The following is a 20,007-nucleotide window of genomic DNA, read 5'->3' as shown; positions in this document are numbered from 1 at the left end:
AATACCTCACCTTTCCTGAAAATCATATGTTATCGTTGTATTTTATTATAGGATATCACAAATTCGAGGGAAATGCATCCACTCGTTTTTTATACCACACCATCCCTATTCTCACTCGCAGCAGGAAAAAACCGGCAGATTTTTCCTGCCGGTTAATACAACATTTAATATAAAGTTCCCACATATTTTCCCTTTTCCAGATGCATATAACACTCATTTGTCCGTGACGACTCCAGAATCTGTAAAACGTATTCCATGCCGGTAGCAAGCTCCTTTTGTTTAAACCCTTCCAAAGAAATCCAGTAAACCTGCCCTTCTTCAGAGCTTTTCAAGAACCCGCTAAACTCATTTGTCTTATACAAAAATAACACATTATGTACTCCCGACCTTATCCAATGATACATGCCGCATAACTGCGGATTTTTAATCTCCAGCCCGGTCTCTTCCCGGATTTCCCGGATAATAGATTCCTGGAATACTTCACCTTTCTCTACATGACCGCCTGGGAAAGTGGTTCCGGTATAGCTATCATTTTCCTTATCCAGTGCAAGTACATTCCCTTTCTCATCATATATCATACACATATTCATAAAACATACCGGATCCGGCTCTCTATCTTCATGCTGATTCAGAGTTTTCCTCACACGTTTGTTGATGTCTCGCCGCTTTTTTCTGTAATGACGCAGAACTTCGCCATAAGGAATCCAAATATCAGCATCTTCTATCCTGCCATAGACTTTAAACACCACTTCGTCCAGATGTTTATCGTCTGGGAATACATAATTTTTCTCATAATATGCCAGGGTTTCCAAATACATCCATTCCGCAATTTTATCTTTCTGCTTTAATTTCAGATGAGTATACTTTTTATCTGTCTGGAGCAATTGCCCATCAATTATCTTATGATTTTTTCGTGACAACGGAACCACCTTTCTTCCCAGCACCGGGTCCAATTCTGCCTCATTTGGAAATGGCCTCCCATCTATCTGTTTTCTTCAAACACTACAGCTGAATGATATTTTTTAAGATTTATCGCTTCCTTAGACTTTATGACTTGTTCCAAATCGATATTATATAAATTTGCTATAGCTATAGCGTAGTAAATCACATCCCAGAGTTCTTCATCTATCGTTCCTTTGATTTCTTCATTATTAGCTGCTTTCAGTCCCTTTCTTATCGCCCGGGAAAGTTCTCCCACCTCTTCGGACAACTTTAAAAAGTAATCTTTTAATAATTCAGGATGGTAATCTTTTTGTTTTATATAATTCTGCAGGTACTTAATGGTTGTCTTTCCCTCCATATCAGCATTCCTTTCTTTGCAATCTATTGTAAACGGGATTCTTATGTATCAAGAAATTCAAACACCTGCTCCCAGTATTTTTCCAAAACCGGAAATTCCGCGTTGAAAATCTCATGCCTGGCATTCTCCACAGAAATCAATTCTGCATTTACCCCTCTGGATTTCAATGCATCTATAAAACGACTCTGTACTTTTTTAGAAACCATAGTTTCCTGCTCAGCCTGGAATAAGATTACCGGAGAATGGATATTTTTTACCGCTTCTTTTCGCAGATAGGCATTCAATTTTCCGGACTCCCGAAGCCACCCAAAACTGGCCGCACATGTCTGAAGTTCTCTCTTACTATCCCTTTTTTCCTGGTAATAATCAAACCGCGCCCTGGACAGAGAGCAACTGTCCTCAAAGGTCTCCTTCCCAGCATATGGCTGACCACTAACATAAGCCATTTCTCTGCCGACAAAGCATAGTCCTGCTGAGATCGCTCTGGCAACGCCCCAGGGAATCTTTCCGGTAAGCGGCCGAATCATGGGAGAGGTCAGGATCATTTTCGCAAAAAGCTCCGGTTTTCGAGCAGCCACAGCCGCCCCGATTCCCCCTCCCATAGAATGTGCGTAGAGAAACAAAGGAAGATTCTGATTCTCTTTTTTCGCCAGCATTGCAACAAAAAGCAAATCTCTCACATATCTCTCATAATGGTCCACATGAACCAGGGAGAAATCTTTCGTGAGACGATAGCTTTTTCCGTGGCCGCAATGCTCCGGAATGTACACATGGTAATTCTCTTTTACAAAATAGTAACATATTTCTTTATATTTTTCCGCAGATTCTGTAAAACCGTGAGAAATCAGCACAACTCCTTTTGGATTCTCCACCTGATATTTGATACAGTAAAGCTCTCTACCCTTCTCCCGCTTCAAAAAGAACTCCTTGGACCTTTCCTTCAGAAACGGCTCTGCCACGTTTTCCATCATTTCCAGGTAGCTTTCTTCTTTAAAAACTAAATCTTTCTGCATGATCAATCACCTGCCATTCCCCTTTTCCGTCGCCAGTCATTATTTTTTCGCGATGATCCCATCAATTTTCCTTTCATTATAGAACAGGAAAAGTACCGCTCCGGCAAAGCAAAATGCCGCCGCACCAAATGCCGCAATACGGTATCCCACGCCTGTACCGGTCCCTATTGTAGAAACGGCTGTAAAGATCAGCATAGACACGCTCTGTCCCATCTTAAATGCGAATGTACGGGCCGCGTAAAACATTCCTTCCCTGTTTTTTCCTGTCTCAAGAGCATCGCTCTGGGCAATATCCGCGACCACCGCCTGGGGCAGAATACCGAAAATTGCCATAGGAAGCGCTGCCGCAGCAGTCAGAATCAGCCCCTGCACAGAAGGAGAGATCAGGGTTATTTTCCCCAGACAGCCTGTGTACAGATAGGCCATACAGAAAATCCCAAAGGCTACAAGGATCAGCTTTTTCTTTCCAAATTTTGGAGTCAGCTTATTGATCGGCACATAAAAAATCAGAGAGAGTGCCGTCATTCCCACAAAATAAATCGTTGTCATAGACTCCGGCAGTTTCAAAAGACTTGTGGTAAAAAAGGGCAGTCCTGTCTGGAACATGGTAATCGCGATCCAGTAAAAAATATCAGAGCCTACAAATTTACAAAATTCCTTATTGCGGAAGGTAGCCGCAAGCGACCCGAAAGCCCCGTCGCTGGTAGGAACCGTATTCACATATTCCTTTTCTTTAATGGTCAGTACCGGCACTTCCATACACACAAAAGCGATCACCGCCATCACTGTAAATGTCACCCGTATGGCGTTTACACGTCCAAAGGACGGAATCAACATTCCCCAGATCGTCGGAGCCAGGTAAGCCACCGCCGTACCTGCAATGAACGTAAAAGAAATCACTGTGGAAATATTGAGACGTTCCTTCTGGTCATGCCCAAGTTCCGGGATCAACGCATTGTAGGGCGTACAATACGCAGTAATGGAAAAGTAATACAGCATGACCATGACAAACAGAAATACCGCATTTACAAAACTCGTTTTCGATACAGGCGACCAGAATACCAGCACTGTAGCCAAACTAAGCGGCAGCGCCGCAAATTTCATAAATGGGATACGCCTTCCATCTCTGGAAGTACAGCGGTCAGACCAGGAAGCGATCAGCGGATCCGTCACCGCATCAAAAATACGTCCGAATGCCGTAATTCCTCCAATCACCGTAAATATCCCAAGAACTACCAGCCCCTGGGGAATAAATACAGTCTGTCCCTGGGCAATCGCCGCCTTATCCGGCTGATAAAAATATACCAGCCAGTTGGAAATAATCCCGGACAATAATGCCCACCCAAACTGTCCCGTAGCAAAAAGCCAAATCTTTCCTGTCGTTAGTTTCTTCATCATAAAACCCCCGTTTCTATTTTCAATTTCCTTTTCATTAAAAGCGCCCATAAACTTTTTCTTGGAATTCTTTCAAAACATTTTTGCGGACATCAGTACAGTTCCTAAAAAAGGGCAGCGCTGATGCAAAATTTCGTCCAAGACATTTATGCAGACAGCCCCTTCACCAGCAGCTCTCCCGCGATTTTTACCTGCAATGCCAGCTCAACACACTCGTCTGAAGATAAGATCTTTCCCCCTAGGGCCAGCTTCTGCATCAGACTCAGCATAGTATGCATAATAGAAAAATAAATTTCGTCCGCGCTGTAGGCAAACTTCAGGCTTCCGTCATCAAGTCCCTTTTCCAGCGCGTCTATCACATATGATTTTAAATCAAGAATCGTATTTTCATACTCCGCCAGACGCTGATGGGAAATCTGATACTTCTGCACAAACACGTCAAACTCCTGCAGAAATTTCAGAAAATCGAATTCCTCTGTGAACACTCTGAGAAAAATATCAAAAATCTGCTCCAGCTGCTCTTTCCCGCTGCCTTCACGGTATTCCTTCTCTTCCAGCTTTCCCAGATAGTTCCCCGAAACCTTCTGCCAATAAGCAATTCCGCTCTGAATCGCCAGTTCTGCCTTCGTTGCAAAGTACCGGTAAATCGTTGCAGGCCCGACTCCTGCCTCCCTGGCCACATCTTCCACAGACGTATCCTCAATTCCTTTTTCGCAGAACAGCTTCAAGGCTGCTGCCAGTATTTTGGCAGAACGAAGCATGGCATTCTGCTGCCATTTCGATGTAGCTTCCATCGTCTCCTCCTTTCCCTTTCTTCCAGCGATTTCCATAGATGTTATTTTCTGATAGTAATACTATCATATTTTATTTCTAAATGCAATATAAATTTGCTCTGTGAAATTTGGCGAAAAATTTCCGTACCAATCCTGAAAGGCCTCCTGGAAGTCATCAAAGATATTCGTAGGAAACTCTATTGAACTTTATTTCAGATACACATGGAAACTAAGAAGAGGCTGGCGCATCAGTGATTGAAAAATCATAGATGTGTCAGCCTCACATTTCTTTATGATAGGTTTCCACTTCATAAGGTTCTCCATTACGCAAATCCGTCTTCTTCTCTGCACACCGATATATAAAGCCACAGGACAATGCCAGAGCTTTTGAAGCCTCATTATTTGCACGTGTGGAATAATAAAATTCCTTTCCTCCCAGCGACCTGCAGTATTCCAGAAGCAACCGTAAAATCTGCTTTCCAAATCCTTTTCCCACATATTCAGGTCCAAGTGCTACACTCGCATCCTGATAAATATGCGGCGCGATTTCCTCCACACCCGCAAACCCTATCGCCTGACCGGATTTCTTCTCATAAACCAAATAGGTATCGTGGTTTTCCTGATATTTTATGGTCTTCTGTATCCGCACTCTGGCATCTTCTTCGCTGGTTGTCACACGCCATGCCATATATTTTGCAGTCTCCGGCCTGGACCACACATTCCGGTACATTGCTTTCCAATCCTCAAATTCTGCTTTTTTCAGCAATAAATCCTTTGTTTCCAAAAGCATTTGCAAATCACCTCCCTTACCAGCCACACGAGAGCACCACCTACAAGTCATTTTTCAACATATTTTTCTAATGAAATCAGGTTACTCAATTCATCTGACAAATTTAACTTATTCAAAGGAACTCCTTTGGCCACATAACGTATCTCTTTATAAATAGGTTCTGATTGATTTGCCTTTTTTGACATAATCGCTAATATCTGTGATGGATTATCTCCAAGCTTACGAATATCCTCGAGCAAACAGGAACTTGGAACAAAATAGTCTCCATCTTTTATAAAACCCAGGCAATAATTTGTTGTTCCCGCAACCCGATCAACAGCCAACTTTGGTTTTATTCCATTATACAATGCAGTCATTTTTGAAAATCGCAAAAATTGAACCAGTTTCGGTAATGCTTCTAATTTTGTCAGCCAGCAAATTAAAGTTCCTGTCTCCTGCACAAATACAGCAAATTAAAATCTCAACATTTAATTATTATCTATGTCAGCGTGCAGTAAAAAACAGCACACTTTTATCTTGACCATCCTGCTCTATTCCAGTATAGTTTTTATGGAACAAAAAAGAGAAAGAACAGCCCCTCCTACAGTTCGTTCTTTCTCTCATACACCAGCATACCTGCCATATACGGGATCATGTCCCACTCATGAGGCTTTGGCATCACTGACATTTATTATGATAAGAAATAATTCCCTGTTTTGCAAGTTAATTCGTATAAAATCTTCATCAAAAAAGCTTTTTGACTCCTTCATGGACGGTTTCCGGCCTGAACTACAGACCTGCCCCTGTTGTGGGGCAAAGGGAGCTTGTTCCGTCCATGCCTATTATGAACGTTCCCTGGCTGATTTCGTTGGTGGAAAGCCTGTCTGGCACAGCCTCTGTATCCTGCGCCTTGTCTGTTCCTGCGGCCATACCCATGCCATCCTTCCGGATTTCATCATCCCTTATTCCTCCTACGGCCTTTTCTTTATCCTCCGTGTCCTGGCGGAATATTTCCTTCGGCTTGCTTCCGTAGAAAAAATCTGCGCACGCTTCTGTATTAACCAAAACCAGCTCTACCATTGGCTTTCCCTGTTCAAAAAGCAGAAGGAAGAGTGGCTGGGCCTTCTCTCTTCCAGGGAGTCCTCCGGCCTCTCTTTCCTGAAAGGCCTTTTTCGGATGCCCGCTTATTCCGGCTTTGCATCCGGTTTTGTCCGCCGCTTCTCTGTCTCCTTCCTCCAGTCCCACAGAAATCCGGCGGCTTACTGCCAACAGCAGTTCGGCCCCTGAACCGTTTCCCAGACACCACATAACACAGGGATGGTCTCCAGGCTGTTCTTCCTATATGCTGATAGAAAACAGTAAAGGAGGATTTTTTTATGCATTACAACACCAAAAACTTTTCAGACGCATCTGCTATGGCACAGTTCCGGCTCGCACTCATTGCACCGGTCATCCATGGCCTTTATCCGGATGCGTCCAGAAACGCCTATTACCAGCGGGTAACGGAAAAACCCCTCACCCTGCCTGACGGCTCTGTATTCCAGTACAGCCCCAAGACCCTCAGCAAGTGGGCCTCTCTTTACCAGAATGGCGGCATTGACGCGCTCATGCCCCGGGAACGTTCCGACAAAGGCTCCACACGCGCCTTGCCGGACACGGCCATTGAAGAGATCTACCGGCTGAAAGAGGCTTTCCCACGCTTAAACGCAACCCAGATCCACCGCCATCTTGTGGAGGAAGCTTTTATCCCCGCCTCTGTCAGCGTCTGCGCCGTCCAGCGCTTCGTGAAAAAGCATGACCTGAAGTCGGCGCGCAATCCATCTATGAGGGACAGGAAAGCTTTTGAGGAAGATGCCTTTGGGAAAATGTGGCAGGCGGATACCTGTTACCTCCCTTATATCACGGAAGGCGGGCAGCGCAGGAGGGTTTACTGCATTATGATCATTGATGACCACTCGCGTTTCCTGGTGGGCGGCGGCCTTTTTTATAACGATAACGCCTATAACTTCCAGAAAGTTTTAAAAAACGCAGTTGCCTCCCACGGCATTCCGGCGAAACTCTATGTCGACAATGGCTGCAGCTACTCAAATGAACAGCTCTCCCTGATCTGCGGCTCCATCGGCACGGTCCTCCTTCATACAAAAGTGCGGGACGGCGCCAGCAAGGCCAAGATCGAACGCCAGTTCAGGACATTCAAGGAGACCTGGCTTTATACGCTGGACATGGATTCCATCACGTCCCTGGCACAGTTCAATTCCCTCCTGCGGGACTATATCCGCACCTACAATACTTCCATGCATTCCGGCATCGGCTGTACCCCCATGGAACGTTACCAGAAGACGCGCTGTGCCATACAGATGCCAAAGTCCAGGGAATGGCTGGAGGAATGTTTCTTAAACCGCATCAACAGGAAGGTGAATAAGGATTCCACTGTCTCCATCGACAAGGTCTCCTATGACGTCCCCATGCAGTTCATCTCATCCAAAGTTGAGATCCGCTTCCTTCCCGACGATATGTCCTCTGCCTACATCCTTTATGAGGGGGAGCATTATCCCATCCGGCCGACAGATAAAAATGAAAACTGCAGGACAAAACGTAACAACACCCCTTCTATTGATTATTCAAAGATAGGAGGTGCCTGCTGATGTTCCGCACTTACTATGGGCTGGCCTTCAACCCTTTTGACAAACAGATGGCCTCTGAGAAGGACCGTTTCCTCTCGAAAGACATCTCGGAGATGCTCTCACGGCTGGACTACCTCAAGGATACCAGGGGCATCGGGCTGTTCACCGCACGCCCCGGCATGGGCAAGTCCTTCGCACTGCGCTGTTTTGCCAAAAGCCTGAACCCGAATCTTTACCACATGGAGTATCTCTGCCTCTCTACCGTCAGTGTCATGGAGTTCTACCGCCAGTTCTGTTCTACGCTTGGTATAGAACCCAAAGGCGGCAAACCCGGCATGTTCCGGGCGATCCAGGAGCAGGTCCTCTATCTCTACCGTGAAAAGAAGCAGCCCCTCCTCCTTGCCATCGATGAGGCACAGTATCTCTCTACCGGCATTCTGGAGGATATCAAGATGCTCATGAATTACGGCTATGATTCCCTCAACTGCTTTACTCTCATACTCTGTGGGGAGCCCCATCTGAACAATACGCTCAAAAAGCCCGTCCATGAGGCACTGCGGCAGCGTGTTACCGTCCACTATAACTTCTCCGGGCTCTCCGATTCGGAAGTCGGGCAGTATGTCCTCCACAAGATCGCCTGTGCTGGCGGAGCTTCCTCCATTATTGACCATGCAGCCCTGTGTGCTGTCCACAGCCACTCCCAGGGCAGTCCCAGGCTTGTTGATAACCTGATGACCAACGCGCTGACACTTGGGGCACAGATGGAAAAGAAGGTCATTGATACAGAGGTCATCCTGGCTTCCGTCAGCAGCCAGAACCTCGGCTAAGGAAGGAGGGGTACTGTTTATGGAATACACCTGTATTCTCAGGCACGGTTCACGGAAAGAATGCTGGACTGGAAAACTTACGCTGCTGCGGAAACTTCCCGGCCAGTACGAAGCAGAAATCAGCGGGAGAGGGACTTACTTCCACATCCTTGCCGGGCGGCATAAATATGGGAATTACCTGTGCATCCCCAACCATGATATCGGGTGCGAATTATCTGATTTCTCCGATATCTTCTGGAACGAAGAAAGGCTCCGCAGTCTGATGCGGAAGGTAGACGCAGTAACCGTGGCCACCGCCCTGGTGTATCTGCCTGCCCTGGCTGATAATATTTGAAAGATTACGAATTTTACATGGGCTGTGGATCCCACAATGGATTCCACAGCTCTTTGTATTTCAGAGCAGTCTCCCTGTTGCCAACAGCGTGCCGCGTTTTTGATAGAAGAATGCATTTGCAGGTTGCACTGCGCAGTCAACGGGATAAAAATCAGAAAAATAATTCGCCGTTTATGTCTCCTTCAATTTGCCGTCCAACACTAATTTCAACGGCGTCGTACCATCCTCTTTAAATCGAATTTCATCTTCTGTAAGACTATTATCAAGGCATTTATGATAAAAGAATACAGAATTCTTCCGCAAATTGCCCTTCACATCTAAAAACTCAATTCCCGTCAAATGTTGATAATTCCTTGGAAGAAATACTGCCTCAAAATGTTCAATTTCATTACTGTGTCGATTGCGGTATATGAATAAATAGTTCAAACCTTCCAGCATTTTAGCGTATTCTTTTGCAGTTGCAATTATAATCCGTAAGGCTTCTTTTTTTGTATATGTATGCTTCATGTCTTTCTCCTTATTAGACTAAAAAAGAGAGTCATAATACCGTAGCATTACCAACTCTCTTTTATGGCTAATTTTTGTGTTGTCCGCCAACAGCTGGCACATTCGTCCAGTAAGCGTTTCAGGTTTTTGCGTTGCCTGCCAACCACCGGCACATCTGTCCGGTAAGCATTTCGGATTTGAGTGTTAGCCCACTAGATACAGCGCGCTGCATCTTCTACTATTATTATACGAAATCAACTTTTTTATGTCAATGGAATTTTGATATATGATGCTCTGCCCTGCACGATGAGGATTTATAATTCCGGATCGACATCCACTAATCTCATAAAGTAATTCCGGCAACACATTCCCTGCGTACTCGATAAAATGGAGATATATTTGGCAAAGTGCCTCCTGTGCAAACACAGCCTTCCACTTTAAGAACTCTTAATATTATTTCCGTCTTATAAGGTCATGCAGTCGTCTATCTGTAACAAATTTCTTTTTTCTGGGGTCTCCCTCTGCGCGATAAATTACCAAACTTTCTAAGTCAAATATTGAACTCCAAACTGTTTCAAAATCTGGCTCATCATCATATTGGCACATAAATCCATATTCACCTTTTAAGAGTCGCTTGGTGGTTTCAATGTATTCCTCTTTTATGAGTTCTGAAGAAAAACTATCTATTACGACCTTGTACCGCTTGTGGGAGTTATAATCATTTCCATGTGCATCATCATACGATTTCATCACATCGGATGTAAAACTGTTGACGGTACAAACAATACTGCCATTCTCAAAAATTTCCGCTTCTCGAATTTGTTTTATAGACGGCGTACACTCAACTACCACCATTTTTCCGCTTTTGTCTGCAAGTAAAATATTACAGTTAGAGGCTATGGGCAAATCACAAAGCCGCGAGATAGCCTGTTCTGTGTCATTTGCCTTTTCAAGCAAATACCGCACAATAAAACATGAATTAAAACCTGCCCGTATCTTTTCAAGTTCGGTCATCACAAATGTCATTGCAACAGCAAGTCCGTGTTCATTCAGTCCTTCTTCTCCGTTAATGAAAGAAGATGTAGTAATATTAAATCTGTTTCCGTTCTTAGGCGCATAGATTTCGCTGTTGCTGCCATCCCGCAAATAGGGCGGTAAATCGTTATTTCTTCCATAAAGCACTCTGCCATTTTGCGAATATGCAAAAGCAGTACAACCTCGTATCTCTGTAGGAGCATTTTTCTCTAAGTTATACATACAGCACCCCATACATAGCATCCAAGAAACAAAATGCAAATAATCCACGCCTATTGTGTCGCTTACACCTCTTATTTCTTCGCATACTTCGGGGAAAAAGGTTCTTAATATCTTTTCACTTTGGATTCCGTGTTCAAGCTGAAAATCATCCAACTGAAGCGGAAATGAAATATGGGCTTTTTTGAAAATGTTTCCTCTCTTTACGCCCATTTGATAATGCTCACCCTTTAATCTTAAATGATACATCTTTAGTTCTCCTTTACTTTTTTGTTTGCAACCCATACTTCAGAATGACCTCTCAATGGTTGTCCTTAACTTTTTTGATTGCGATCCATACTTCGGAATGACCTCTTAGTGGTTGTCCTTTGCAGAATGGATATACTTCGACATCGGGTAGTCCTGCATATTCATAACCAGAAAACGGCAAAAACTCCGTTAAAAATCTACGAAAGACGCTTTGCACATCTTCTTTGAATATTCCATCGTTTTCAAAAATTACCCACATAACTTCTGGGATTGTATATTCAACCATACCTTGGGGAATAGGTTTATCACTGGCAGTAGCAATATAGTAATAAATATCTTTGGGATTATTGTAAACGCTAACTCCCAATATTCCCTCTGGATTTCCGTTTGATAGAGCGGAAATCTTTGAGATATAATCTTCCTTTAGAGCCTGCCTCCAAAAAGCGGGAACATTCTGCATATTTTCTTCTGCATCCTCAACAAGAGGCATTCTAATTCCCACAATACGAACATCTTTTTTTCTTTCAATATGATATGACATAGCACTACCCCCCGAAACTTTTATAGAAAATTGAATTGATGGATACGCACACAAAGTACAACCCAAATTTTTCGCCGCTATAGGTGCTATTCCATGTACGCTTTGGAAAGCACGATTAAATGATGTTGGAGATGAATATCCATATTTATAAGCAACATCTATAACCTTGGCATCCGTTCTTTGCAGCTCAAAGGCAGCCTGTGTCATTCTGCGGCGGCGTATATATTCTGATAGTGACACTCCCGATACATAAGAAAAAATCCGCTGAAAATAATATGTTGAACAACAAGCAATGCGGGCTGCTTCATCGTAGGATATTTCCTTGTCTAAATTTTCTTCTATGTAATCAATGGCTGCTCCGAGTTTTTTTAACCATTCCATCTACTGACCTCCTTGGGTATAAGCATACAAGAATAAGTGCAAATTTTCCTCGCTTTTTATGTCCGCTTTTGTAAACTTTACCGTATTAAAAATTTCTATTCAACCCTCTTTTTCAATTTCAACATTCCTATCAATTCGACATCCCTTTTATCAATCCTGCCTCTACAACATACCTGATATCCAACCCGTCCACGGGGCTCTCCACTATTTTTTGCAGTTGACCAGTTTCCGCAGACTTCCAAAGCGCAAAAAATCCGGGAATTGAAACTGCCATCCAAACAGTCCCAACTCCCGGAAATCCCTTGTTTTCTACGCTTTTTCAGTTCTTTATTTCTCCACCCGTGACATCAATGCGACACTCTCCACATGTGTCGGGGCTACTATGTAAACACAACAGCCCCCTGCAACACCTTCTCACCTGTAGTTTTTAAAACATTATCAATTTTGTACCATTTTGAAAAATGCAATCGACTCATTACTTTTCGGATTATAATCCACACTAGTAGCATAAAGGTCAAGTACCTGCCGATACATTCCTTTCTCAGATGAACGAATATCCCGAATACGGTCTAATAACTCTTTCCAGTAACTTCCTCCACCTAAATTTTTTAACAGCTCATCATCCATTGTAAAGCCTTTTATCATATACTCTTTTAAACGTTCCGTTGCCCGATGCCGGAAATATCAAGGTTATAATGAGTTGTATTATAGTTTTTTCTGTCCAATTAGAAAGCTCGCTTGCCTATCTTCCATCTGCTTCTCCATCAATTAAAAATTGTCGAATTGTTTTTCCTCTCATTACCGTCTCCTCTACTACTCTTTCTTGATTACACAATATGAATTTCAGAACTATTATCTTACTACGAATCCACTCCTAATTTGGGCAAATTATTTAATCTTATATTTTCCAATGTTTGTAACTGCTGTACCGTCAACTGCCGAAGTAATTCCATTCGTTCTTTTTGATTCTTGCCCTGATTTATTAAAACAGCATTATAACTTTCTAAATTTGCAAGCACTAATAACTGGTTTAATGTTGCTGCATCTCGCATATTCCCCTTTACCATAGGATTTTCATCTTTCCACTGCTTTGCTGTTTTTCCAAACAAAACAACATTCAACATATCTGCTTCATTAGCATATGTATAAGCCATCTGGACAGATGTTAATTCTGGCGGGATTAGATTTTCTTTTATTGCATCCGTATGTATTCTGTAATTTAATTTGGAAATCTCCCTATTCAAATTCCAATTCAGAGATAATCGACTATTCTCATCCGTCTTTAATCTCCTATAATCCTTCATAATATACAACTGGAATTCAGGTGAAATCCAAGTTGCAAAAGACATGGCAATATCACTATGAGCATATGTCCCTCCATAACGTCCTGCCTTTGAAGTAATACCGATTGCATTCATCTGTGTAATCCACTTAGTCGGTGTCATTACGAAACGATTTAACCCCACCTCATTTTTAACCGCCTCGAATTGCACACGGTTAAAATCGGGATTATGCAATTCTTCCCAAACCCCCAAAAATTCTATCGTATTTCGATTACGCATCCAGTTTTGAATCACAAATCTTGGGTCATCTTCATTTCGATACTTTGCGATATCTGTTAATGAAATAAATTCGCTTTCAAAATTTGTTGTATAAATGCCTATATCAATACCTTTCACATTTTCCACGGTCTGGACTTTTCAATCCACCCCTGCTGCGACCAATACTTTGCATCCAAATACTCCGGATTTTCTTTATATAATGATTTCTGCATCATGCGGCAGAAATAGAATTTTACTTTTGTAACTATTCCAGTCCTCGCAGGCTCCATGTAATCAATACCGGCTAATTTCTTTGACAACGCCTGCATTTTTCCTGTCAGCTTCCTTTTTCGTTTTTCCGACAGCTTTTCCCATGCAATATTCTCCATGAGAGATTCTGCAAATATACGAATCTCAGAAATTCCCCACCACGATAGGCTGTGCCGAATATCCTTTGCTGCAGATTTTGCTCCCGCCCCGAGACATTGTGTGATAACAACAGCACGCTTTTGAAACATCTGCGGCGCTGGCCGGTGCGGCATCCAGCGGTACGCAAAATGATCAAGAAAAGCTTTCATTGCCCCTGTCGCATGCATGACATAGGCGGGCGAGGTCATTACGATCAAATCCGCTTCCAATAAGGAACTTTCAATTTTTTGTATACATGCAGCATCCTTACAGAAGTTCTCTCCCTTCAAAACGCAATTCACGCACCCCATACAAAAAGCAGGACAGTCCCTGGGTAAATCGTATTCTATAATTTCAGCCTTGCTTCTGAATGGCTCTAAAAAGAGTTCTTTTAGCCGCCAGGTAACGCCATGCTTTTCCGTCCCGTTGACCACTGTAATTTTCATCCGTTATACCTCCAAAATATCATGCAGGATCTGTGTATGAAATTTTCCCCGTTCTACAGGAACTGTCAGATCAATTCCCATCTCCAAAAGGAGCACCTTGTGCCTCAGAAATGCATGCTGCATTGTGTTAATCAGACAGAAGGTTTTCCGTTTCGCTGTTTCCATGTTCCAGTCCGGACGGCAGGCCGCCACCAACGGCAGATATGCCTGGTATGTTCTGTGTGTATTATCGTCCTCCTTTGGGCAAACCATATCCGAAAGGACAGACGTTCTCGACACGGCATAATGGTCAAACAGAAACGTCAGAGTCATATTTCCAAGATATTCCAGCTTTTCAAAAGGGGAAAGCCCCTCTGTCCTCTCCTGAATGGAGCGGAACTGATCAACAATCCCATTTACCATCTGCTCCAGGCAGTAGGGAACCATGCTTCTTCTAAGATTGCTCTTTTCTGGATTTCCAAACCTTCGCCAGAATATCCTTCAAAACCAGAAAGGCATCCAGTTCACTGTACCCATATTCCATCTTCAACTCATCGATCATAATGCCTAACCGCGCCGCATAGTTTGCCGCATTGACCTCCTTCTGGTAGTTCAGCAGAATAGGATATTTTTTGCCCCAGGCGCTTGTCCAATCAATTTTTTCCTCAAGTTCTTCGCTTGTCCGGTCAATGATCTGTTGGATTTCCTTCACATCCACATCAAATTCGATCAGCTCGTCTAGCGACACGTTATAAAGCAGAGCCATCTGCTTGGACTGACGGATATCCGGCAGCGTTTCATCCGTTTCCCATTTTGAAATCGTCTGCCTGCTCACCCCCAGCTTCTCGGCAACTGCCTCCTGGGAAAGCCCGCATTTTTTCCGTGCGTGGAACAGACTGTTTCCTAATTTCATCCTCATCACCTCATTCGTTTTTGATAAGGCAAGTATACTTCTGACGGGAAAATAAAGCTACCAATTATACCTTGCAGTTTTGCACGTTTTCCTGACATCACACTGCGTGCAAAAGCCCAGCTCTGCGAATTGGTATACGAATCACTTTGTGTTGGAGAAAACTGCGGCCTCCCTGATCCATGCCATCAGGTCATCATCAATCTCTTCTGTATCCGCTACCAGAAGATGGTGTGTCCAGCGGTTCGGATATGGCTCTGTTGCGATTTCTACCCTTGAAGATTCCAGTTTATGATCTAATCCAAATGTCACAACAATATAACTTGCCGGACAATCCCTCTTTTTCCTTACTCTTGCAAAAGAAACACAGGCAAATAAGTGTTTGTTATAAAATGAAATCTGGCTCTTTTGAACCTTTATCTGCACATTTTCTATCTCTTTCAGGATTCGATTTTCCAAAGCCTCATATAAAGGCACCGCATCCATATGTTTATCAAAGAAAAGCAAGCTGTCCGCATTCATAATCATCCGTTTCCTTTCTCACACCACCTGGCAATCTCCGCTATTAATCCAAGCGGCAATGGCTTATCGTAGGGAAGCTGTATAGCTCCCTTACTGGTTTTATATTCCTTAAGCATATCCGCAAAGGCTTCTACAGCTTCAGGCCCCGGATACAATCCGATATGCTTTTTGAAAGCGGCAAACTGAATCAGATTCCGTTTTTTCCAGTAAGTCGGCATACTCCACGATATTTTTTGCACTGCGTCAGGCAATGCAGCTTTCAACGCACTATTGATCTGCCGCAGATACGGCTGAGCCTCTTCTGTCTGGCGTTCTATATATTCCTCTATAGTAGCCGGAGCCGGACCGCAATAGTGATCCTGATTCGTCTTTTTGAATGTACGTCCGCACTTTGGACATTCCCACATTGTTTCACCTTCTCCCTTAACCCCGCAAAATTTTATCCATTGCTTTTCCCTTCGCCAGTTCATCAATCAGCTTATCCAAATACCGGATTTCCTGCAGCAACGGTTCTTCAATTGTTTCTACACGCACACCGCACACTGAGCCTTTGATCAATTTTCTGTTCGGATTCAATTTGGGGGCATTCAGAAAAAAGTCCCCATATGTGACGGAGTTGTCTGCTGCATATGCGATTCCCTCTTTATCATATCCTGTCAGCCAGCAGACTATCTCTTCTACTTCTTCTAAAGTCCTGCCTTTCTTTTCCGCTTTTGCCACCAGTAACGGGTATATTTTTCCAAAACTCATCGCATATATTTTTTGATTCTCCATACCTGTTTTTCTCCCCTATTCACTCAATGCAAACACTGTTCTTCCATGTACATTTGAAAGAAATCCTCACTGCCAGGCATCTCCGGCAATGAGGATTCCATCCTTATAAAATTATTACTTCAATTCATGAACACAGCCTCGCTTAATTGCACTGATATTTTCAGCAATCCTTTCCCTTGGCCAGTCCCACCATCTGATTTCCAACAGTTCTGAGATTATCTTATCAGGAAAACGCTTCCTGATCATCCTGGCTGGCACTCCGCCTACGATCGCATAAGGCGGAACATCCTTTGTCACAACCGCTCCCGTCCCAATAATCGCTCCGTCACCAATCGTAACTCCTGCCATGATGACAGCCTCGTAGCCAATCCACACATCATTACCAATCACAATATCGCCTTTATTATCCCAGGAATCTGTAACTTCTTCCCGCATGAGTCCCCACTCTTCAAAAAAGAGCGGAAACGGATAGGTCGATAGGGAAGAAAGTGTGTGGTTGGCGCTGTTGAATATAAACTTAGCGCCACAGGCAATGGAACAGAACTTTCCGATCATCAGCTTGTCATGATTAATCGGATAATGGTACAGCACATTATTCTTCTCAAACTGTGTCGGGTCATTCACAAAATCATTATACATCGTGTATTCACCTACACTGATATTGGGATTTGTGACCACACTATTCAAATAAATCGTTTCTTTATCTCCCGTCCGGGGATAGGTCTTTCTTTCCGAAATAGCCATAAAAACCTCCTGATTTTCATTATTTTTATCCGACTATTCCGGTTACTGCAATGCAGCGTTTCACCTCATACCACCTCATTGTCTTTTGCTTTATTTGTCAATTAGCAGACTGGGATTGACAGTGCTACTAAATCAGCTCTAAAGCTCTTTTATATAGTGGGTCTAAATCACAACCGCAGCTTCCACATTCTTTGTTTGCCTGTTCGATTGCTGATATTAAAGTATCTTTATCACCTTTTCCGTCTAACCATTGTTGTGCCGGAACAGCTATTAAATCCCAACCAGACGCAACAAACTTCTCCATAATAGATTTTAATTCTTCCATAATGCTACTCCTTTCTCAAGTTGATAACTTCATATTTGTCTTTTCGCCGTATTGCAAGTATACCATAGAGAATGGGCTCTTTCCACTAAAACCAGACATCCTCATGGAATTCCGTGACAGTTTTCAACTTATCCAATTCCGCAAGAAACAAATCGATTTCTTCCCTTCTTGCCTGCTTCCCATGGATAATACTATCCCCCTCGGCAGGCCGGTCCCTTGCTGCATCATACCGCTGTACTCCCAATGGCAACCTGCATTCTATTCTCAGCTATACCTTTTAGCGAAACCCATACAATTTAGCGAAACTCCATTTCAGCAAATTATCTTTGAACCCCACCCCGGAAAACAAGCCGTCTCACCAAACATTTTTCACGTGAGACACAGCAACATTTTTTCTTTTAATCGGCAGAAACCTTTGATTTACTGGGCTTTTCTCGTCAGCAGAGTGACCGTCTCGACTGTCTTTTCGTTGAGCAACCGAATATCCATCCTATTAGTGAATGAACCAACTATAATCCCTGCAGCAATCAAGAATGTAATCTGAATATATCATCCTGGATTTGATAAAGGACAACTATGTGTTTCATTGCTGAAGATGAATCCATTCTGATATAAGACATAGCACTCTTTTTATCTAAATGAGCAAAGAATTTGTCCCGATATATCCGAACTACTCTAACCATCAAGCTATCATCTAGCTTTTGACGTATTTCTACAATAATTTTCGTTATGTCTTTATTATCACGGAATGACTGTTCAACCTGATTTGTTGCTTTGTACAAATTGGTCAGAGACTGTCTGACCAATTTACGGTTCTTTCACTTCTCTTCGTTTGTTTCTATCATTTTTATATCCATTCCTTTCGCGCTGCTCAAGGCACAAAACGTGATGAAAAAACGTTGGACTCTCGCAGCTTTCTTTTTATAATAGTTTCCATAGGGATACTCAGTACACTACAAATCACGGGGAGGTGAGTGGGCTGTCCGAACTATTGGGTGACCGTATTTTTATATGTGTAGAATGCTTTTTCAAGTACAAATAAGTGTGCCTCGAGCACGTAACCTTATCTTTGTTAAAACAACTCTCGTTTTAATCCTAAGCATTCAGTCAATGCTGTTTACTCCCTATAATTCTATCGAACCTATGGTTCTGAAAGGTGGCCCTATGGCTTTAAAAATTGTGTATCAAATTTGTTGTGGTATCGATGTTCACAAGACTTTTGTTGTTGCCTGTATCGCTTCCACTAACAAACAAGGTGTTACCACCTACAAGCGCCATCGTTTCTCAACCTTCACACAAGGGTTGAAGGAATTGTTACAGTGGCTGCTTGACAATCATTGTAAGGATGTCTGCATGGAATCTACTGGCAAATACTGGATTCCAGTTTACAATGTGCTCGAAAAAAGCTGTACAATTGTACTTGCTCATCCCAAATATGTTAAGGCTATCCGTGGTAAAAAAACTGACAAGAAAGACGCAAAATGGATTGCTGACCTCTTCAAGCATGATCTTGTTGCCGGTAGCTTCATTCCCTCTGTTGATATCAGACAACTTCGTGACCTGATGCGCTATCGTTTCAAACTGACCTGCTTTATGTCCAGTGAGAAGAACCGTTTTCAAAACTGTCTCACGGTCTCCAACATTCAGTTGGCTTCCGTTGTCTCGGACACTTTTGGTAAAAGTTCACAACGAATTCTGGATAAGATTCTTGAAAATCCTGAAGATACTTCTTTTGATATTGGACCTTTAATTCATGGCTCCATGAAGAAAAAGCTTCCTGAACTGGAGCTCGCCATTGATGGTTTTATCACACCGGAACAGGCTGGTAAATTAAAGATTATCAAAAAGCATTTTGAAGATTTGGAATCCCGGAAAGCAGAGCTAGAAGAACTGATTCTTGCGCTCGCCAGTCCCTATCAGCAAGAACTCGACCTAATCCTAACCGCTCCATCATTCAAAAATAAATTTACCGCTATCGGAATCATTTCTGAAATCGGCGTGAATATGGAGGCTTTTCCTTCGGCGAAACACTTATGCTCATGGGCTGGACTTACGCCGACCAACAATGAAAGTGCAGGGAAGAAAAAATCTGTCCGGGTTTCCAAAGCCGGATGCTATATCAAACCACTTTTGGTTCAATGTGCCAACTCTGTGGTTAAAAGTGAAAAGCACCCTGAAATCCGCAACCGCTATCTTCGTTTAAGAAAGCGCCGCGGCCACAAGAAAGCAATCATTGCAATAGCAAGAATGCTTCTAACAGCATTATACAACATGCTGAAAAATAAGGAACCCTATAATGCACAACTTTACCGAAAAAGTGATGTTCTTCCTGTCAATCGTGAAATTACAATTGAACAGGCAATTTTAATGGCTCAGTTTCATGGTTATAAAATCAAGTCAGTTGCTGAATAA

25 protein-coding genes and 1 pseudogene are annotated in these 20,007 nt (G+C 42.9%); 5 read left to right on the top strand and 21 right to left on the bottom strand.

Annotated elements, in window-relative coordinates:
• Positions 1-164 precede the first annotated feature (164 nt).
• From ABXS75_05300 to ABXS75_05270, 7 genes are all read right to left on the bottom strand, one after another.
• Entirely contained in the window at positions 165-929 is a 765-nt protein-coding gene (locus tag ABXS75_05300; GenBank protein XCP87088.1) for an NUDIX domain-containing protein, read from the bottom strand.
• 53 nt (positions 930-982) lie between these two features.
• Complete coding sequence (locus tag ABXS75_05295; GenBank protein ID XCP86222.1) at positions 983-1,300, bottom strand: MazG nucleotide pyrophosphohydrolase domain-containing protein; 318 nt, start codon at positions 1,298-1,300, stop codon at positions 983-985.
• A 41-nt stretch (positions 1,301-1,341) separates the two neighbouring features.
• Complete coding sequence (locus ABXS75_05290; GenBank protein XCP86221.1) at positions 1,342-2,313, bottom strand: alpha/beta hydrolase; 972 nt, start codon at positions 2,311-2,313, stop codon at positions 1,342-1,344.
• A 39-nt stretch (positions 2,314-2,352) separates the two neighbouring features.
• A complete protein-coding gene (locus ABXS75_05285) occupies positions 2,353-3,708 on the bottom strand; it encodes an MFS transporter (protein ID XCP87087.1) in 1,356 nt (451 codons plus the stop codon).
• 146 nt (positions 3,709-3,854) lie between these two features.
• Positions 3,855-4,502 carry a helix-turn-helix domain-containing protein gene (locus ABXS75_05280; GenBank protein ID XCP86220.1) on the bottom strand — a complete coding sequence of 216 codons (648 nt, stop codon included), beginning with the start codon at positions 4,500-4,502 and terminating at the stop codon, positions 3,855-3,857.
• A 259-nt stretch (positions 4,503-4,761) separates the two neighbouring features.
• Positions 4,762-5,298, bottom strand: a complete 537-nt coding sequence (locus ABXS75_05275; protein XCP86219.1) for a GNAT family N-acetyltransferase — start codon at positions 5,296-5,298, stop codon at positions 4,762-4,764.
• Between the two features lie 20 nt (positions 5,299-5,318).
• Positions 5,319-5,711, bottom strand: a complete 393-nt coding sequence (locus tag ABXS75_05270; protein XCP86218.1) for a hypothetical protein — start codon at positions 5,709-5,711, stop codon at positions 5,319-5,321.
• Positions 5,712-5,751: 40 nt separating this feature from the next.
• On the opposite strand from ABXS75_05270, the gene ABXS75_05265 reads away from it, so the two are divergent.
• From ABXS75_05265 to ABXS75_05250, 4 genes are all read left to right on the top strand, one after another.
• Complete coding sequence (locus ABXS75_05265; protein XCP86217.1) at positions 5,752-6,537, top strand: DUF6431 domain-containing protein; 786 nt, start codon at positions 5,752-5,754, stop codon at positions 6,535-6,537.
• Positions 6,538-6,626: 89 nt separating this feature from the next.
• Positions 6,627-7,895, top strand: a complete 1,269-nt coding sequence (locus tag ABXS75_05260) for a DDE-type integrase/transposase/recombinase (GenBank protein XCP86216.1) — start codon at positions 6,627-6,629, stop codon at positions 7,893-7,895.
• Positions 7,895-8,701: an AAA family ATPase gene (locus ABXS75_05255; GenBank protein ID XCP86215.1), complete on the top strand. Its 807-nt coding sequence runs from the start codon at positions 7,895-7,897 to the stop codon at positions 8,699-8,701. The genes ABXS75_05260 and ABXS75_05255 overlap by 1 nt, the downstream gene beginning before the upstream one ends.
• 19 nt (positions 8,702-8,720) lie before the next feature.
• Positions 8,721-9,035 (top strand): DUF6618 family protein, encoded by a 315-nt coding sequence (locus ABXS75_05250; GenBank protein XCP86214.1) that lies wholly within the window; start codon positions 8,721-8,723, stop codon positions 9,033-9,035.
• Between the two features lie 171 nt (positions 9,036-9,206).
• Here the strand turns inward: ABXS75_05250 and ABXS75_05245 are convergent, their stop codons facing one another.
• From ABXS75_05245 to ABXS75_05180, 14 genes and pseudogenes are all read right to left on the bottom strand, one after another.
• Entirely contained in the window at positions 9,207-9,542 is a 336-nt protein-coding gene (locus ABXS75_05245; GenBank protein XCP86213.1) for a PBECR4 domain-containing protein, read from the bottom strand.
• Positions 9,543-9,974: 432 nt separating this feature from the next.
• On the bottom strand, positions 9,975-11,024 hold the full coding sequence (locus ABXS75_05240) for a C45 family peptidase (protein ID XCP86212.1): 1,050 nt from the start codon (positions 11,022-11,024) through the stop codon (positions 9,975-9,977).
• A 52-nt stretch (positions 11,025-11,076) separates the two neighbouring features.
• Positions 11,077-11,946 (bottom strand): AraC family transcriptional regulator, encoded by an 870-nt coding sequence (locus tag ABXS75_05235; protein ID XCP86211.1) that lies wholly within the window; start codon positions 11,944-11,946, stop codon positions 11,077-11,079.
• Between the two features lie 441 nt (positions 11,947-12,387).
• A pseudogene (gene rhuM / locus ABXS75_05230) lies at positions 12,388-12,627 on the bottom strand (RhuM family protein).
• A 179-nt stretch (positions 12,628-12,806) separates the two neighbouring features.
• Entirely contained in the window at positions 12,807-13,634 is an 828-nt protein-coding gene (locus ABXS75_05225) for a KilA-N domain-containing protein (GenBank protein XCP86210.1), read from the bottom strand.
• Positions 13,622-14,341: an NAD(P)H-dependent oxidoreductase gene (locus ABXS75_05220; protein ID XCP86209.1), complete on the bottom strand. Its 720-nt coding sequence runs from the start codon at positions 14,339-14,341 to the stop codon at positions 13,622-13,624. Before ABXS75_05220 ends, ABXS75_05225 begins: the two co-directional genes overlap by 13 nt.
• Before the next feature lie 3 nt (positions 14,342-14,344).
• On the bottom strand, positions 14,345-14,767 hold the full coding sequence (locus ABXS75_05215) for a hypothetical protein (protein XCP86208.1): 423 nt from the start codon (positions 14,765-14,767) through the stop codon (positions 14,345-14,347).
• A gap of 7 nt (positions 14,768-14,774) precedes the next feature.
• Entirely contained in the window at positions 14,775-15,233 is a 459-nt protein-coding gene (locus ABXS75_05210) for a helix-turn-helix transcriptional regulator (GenBank protein ID XCP86207.1), read from the bottom strand.
• Between the two features lie 141 nt (positions 15,234-15,374).
• Positions 15,375-15,752, bottom strand: a complete 378-nt coding sequence (locus ABXS75_05205; GenBank protein ID XCP86206.1) for a DUF5655 domain-containing protein — start codon at positions 15,750-15,752, stop codon at positions 15,375-15,377.
• 2 nt (positions 15,753-15,754) lie between these two features.
• A complete protein-coding gene (locus ABXS75_05200) occupies positions 15,755-16,159 on the bottom strand; it encodes a DUF1801 domain-containing protein (protein ID XCP86205.1) in 405 nt (134 codons plus the stop codon).
• 16 nt (positions 16,160-16,175) lie between these two features.
• Positions 16,176-16,526, bottom strand: coding sequence for a DUF2200 domain-containing protein (locus ABXS75_05195; protein XCP86204.1), 351 nt, complete (start codon positions 16,524-16,526; stop codon positions 16,176-16,178).
• A gap of 114 nt (positions 16,527-16,640) precedes the next feature.
• The gene (locus tag ABXS75_05190; protein XCP86203.1) at positions 16,641-17,270 is read right to left on the bottom strand and encodes a CatB-related O-acetyltransferase; all 630 of its coding nucleotides are present in this window, start codon (positions 17,268-17,270) and stop codon (positions 16,641-16,643) included.
• A gap of 127 nt (positions 17,271-17,397) precedes the next feature.
• The gene (locus tag ABXS75_05185) at positions 17,398-17,595 is read right to left on the bottom strand and encodes a hypothetical protein (protein ID XCP86202.1); all 198 of its coding nucleotides are present in this window, start codon (positions 17,593-17,595) and stop codon (positions 17,398-17,400) included.
• Positions 17,596-17,680: 85 nt separating this feature from the next.
• Positions 17,681-17,839 carry a hypothetical protein gene (locus tag ABXS75_05180; protein ID XCP86201.1) on the bottom strand — a complete coding sequence of 53 codons (159 nt, stop codon included), beginning with the start codon at positions 17,837-17,839 and terminating at the stop codon, positions 17,681-17,683.
• A gap of 920 nt (positions 17,840-18,759) precedes the next feature.
• Between ABXS75_05180 and ABXS75_05175 the strand changes: the two genes are divergently transcribed.
• Positions 18,760-20,007 (top strand): IS110 family transposase, encoded by a 1,248-nt coding sequence (locus ABXS75_05175; GenBank protein XCP86200.1) that lies wholly within the window; start codon positions 18,760-18,762, stop codon positions 20,005-20,007.

The sequence above is a fragment of the Roseburia hominis genome, assembly GCA_040702975.1.
GTDB lineage: Bacteria > Bacillota > Clostridia > Lachnospirales > Lachnospiraceae > Allocoprococcus > Allocoprococcus hominis_A.
Note: the sequence above shows the minus strand (reverse complement) of the source record. Positions and strands in the feature narration are given on the sequence as shown.

Bases quoted from the DNA above. Each gene is read 5' to 3' on its own strand.
- ABXS75_05175 (XCP86200.1), top strand. From the start codon at position 18,760: ATGGCTTTAAAAATTGTGTATCAAATTTGTTGTGGTATCGATGTTCAC.
- ABXS75_05215 (XCP86208.1), bottom strand. From the start codon at position 14,767: ATGGTTCCCTACTGCCTGGAGCAGATGGTAAATGGGATTGTTGATCAG.
- ABXS75_05260 (XCP86216.1), top strand. From the start codon at position 6,627: ATGCATTACAACACCAAAAACTTTTCAGACGCATCTGCTATGGCACAG.
- ABXS75_05190 (XCP86203.1), bottom strand. From the start codon at position 17,270: ATGGCTATTTCGGAAAGAAAGACCTATCCCCGGACGGGAGATAAAGAA.
- ABXS75_05220 (XCP86209.1), bottom strand. From the start codon at position 14,341: ATGAAAATTACAGTGGTCAACGGGACGGAAAAGCATGGCGTTACCTGG.
- ABXS75_05250 (XCP86214.1), top strand. From the start codon at position 8,721: ATGGAATACACCTGTATTCTCAGGCACGGTTCACGGAAAGAATGCTGG.
- ABXS75_05295 (XCP86222.1), bottom strand. From the start codon at position 1,300: ATGGAGGGAAAGACAACCATTAAGTACCTGCAGAATTATATAAAACAA.
- ABXS75_05200 (XCP86205.1), bottom strand. From the start codon at position 16,159: ATGTGGGAATGTCCAAAGTGCGGACGTACATTCAAAAAGACGAATCAG.
- ABXS75_05290 (XCP86221.1), bottom strand. From the start codon at position 2,313: ATGCAGAAAGATTTAGTTTTTAAAGAAGAAAGCTACCTGGAAATGATG.
- ABXS75_05235 (XCP86211.1), bottom strand. From the start codon at position 11,946: ATGGAATGGTTAAAAAAACTCGGAGCAGCCATTGATTACATAGAAGAA.
- ABXS75_05245 (XCP86213.1), bottom strand. From the start codon at position 9,542: ATGAAGCATACATATACAAAAAAAGAAGCCTTACGGATTATAATTGCA.
- ABXS75_05285 (XCP87087.1), bottom strand. From the start codon at position 3,708: ATGAAGAAACTAACGACAGGAAAGATTTGGCTTTTTGCTACGGGACAG.
- ABXS75_05210 (XCP86207.1), bottom strand. From the start codon at position 15,233: ATGAAATTAGGAAACAGTCTGTTCCACGCACGGAAAAAATGCGGGCTT.
- ABXS75_05280 (XCP86220.1), bottom strand. From the start codon at position 4,502: ATGGAAGCTACATCGAAATGGCAGCAGAATGCCATGCTTCGTTCTGCC.
- ABXS75_05195 (XCP86204.1), bottom strand. From the start codon at position 16,526: ATGGAGAATCAAAAAATATATGCGATGAGTTTTGGAAAAATATACCCG.
- ABXS75_05265 (XCP86217.1), top strand. From the start codon at position 5,752: ATGTCAGCGTGCAGTAAAAAACAGCACACTTTTATCTTGACCATCCTG.
- ABXS75_05255 (XCP86215.1), top strand. From the start codon at position 7,895: ATGTTCCGCACTTACTATGGGCTGGCCTTCAACCCTTTTGACAAACAG.
- ABXS75_05185 (XCP86202.1), bottom strand. From the start codon at position 17,595: ATGGAAGAATTAAAATCTATTATGGAGAAGTTTGTTGCGTCTGGTTGG.
- ABXS75_05240 (XCP86212.1), bottom strand. From the start codon at position 11,024: ATGTATCATTTAAGATTAAAGGGTGAGCATTATCAAATGGGCGTAAAG.
- ABXS75_05205 (XCP86206.1), bottom strand. From the start codon at position 15,752: ATGAATGCGGACAGCTTGCTTTTCTTTGATAAACATATGGATGCGGTG.